Consider the following 862-nt stretch of genomic DNA (forward strand, 5'->3'; position numbering starts at 1 on the left):
TGCGGATGAAGGGAGTGCATCACGTCCTCCTGCGGTGAGAAGCTCGGCGTCGCAGGCCGTCAAAGCGCCAAGTGTACTCCTCAATGGCGTAACGCACCCGATCCCAACAACGTTCCGCCACCAAACAAGTAGGTATCCCGAAGGACCTCACCCTCTTCAACGAGAACTTTGCCTTTTGGCAGATCCACGCGCTCAAGCTGGCTCTCCAGCCACATGAAATCCTCTGAGTCCAGGGTGGCCAGGAGCCGATTGCCTGGATCGTCCGTCATTCGTGAACCTTTCTTCTGGTTCGGGAAACGGAGGTGGATGGTATTTCTTATGCTCCGCTCTCCAAGGGACAAATTGGAGTAGCAATGCAAAAATTCCGCTCGCGGTAGAGCCGAGCGGGGTTTCATGCGGGGCAAACCGCGATGGGGTCGCGGGGTGGCTTGTGTGTAGAGGCAGAGAGTAAACAGCCTGCTGTCCTACCCACACCAATGTGACCGACTGACTTCCGACACTGGGCTAATGAGCCGAGAGAGCATCAAGCGGGATCGCCTGGATTGCCTGACCTGAGGCATCGACAATCTCCAGCCGCCATCCCTGCCATTCATCCGAGTTGGATGGATCATGGGCGCGAAGCTCCTCGACGGCTTCCATGGCGGAGACCACCGCTGCCCGGATGCTGGATGCCACAATGCCCTCTTCGTCTCGGATCATGGTCTCGCCATTGGTGAGATTGAAGTAGTAGCGTGCGACGTTGGTGCGTAAATCGGACCGGGGTGTCGTGCCAAGTCAGGGGTAAGGTATAGAGGCGGTCTTCTGAAACCGAGAGCCGCATGCCCTACAAGGTTAATGAAGAGCGCCGCCACAAGATTCCAAA

At 57.2% G+C, this 862-nt stretch carries 1 protein-coding gene and 1 pseudogene; both read right to left on the bottom strand.

The window, feature by feature from the left end:
* Positions 1 to 80: 80 nt before the first annotated feature.
* On the bottom strand, positions 81 to 269 hold the full coding sequence (locus FS320_RS45725; RefSeq protein WP_153885418.1) for a hypothetical protein: 189 nt from the start codon (positions 267 to 269) through the stop codon (positions 81 to 83).
* A 235-nt stretch (positions 270 to 504) separates the two neighbouring features.
* Positions 505 to 720 (bottom strand): annotated as a pseudogene (locus FS320_RS44335) (DUF6894 family protein); the annotation flags it as partial.
* Between the last annotated feature and the right edge of the window lie 142 nt (positions 721 to 862).

The organism is Microvirga tunisiensis, assembly GCF_009296175.1.
In the GTDB taxonomy this organism is placed as follows: domain Bacteria; phylum Pseudomonadota; class Alphaproteobacteria; order Rhizobiales; family Beijerinckiaceae; genus Microvirga; species Microvirga tunisiensis.

What these genes read in the sequence shown, in the direction of transcription:
- FS320_RS45725 (WP_153885418.1), bottom strand. Translation starts at nt 269, where the DNA reads ATGACGGACGATCCAGGCAATCGGCTCCTGGCCACCCTGGACTCAGAG.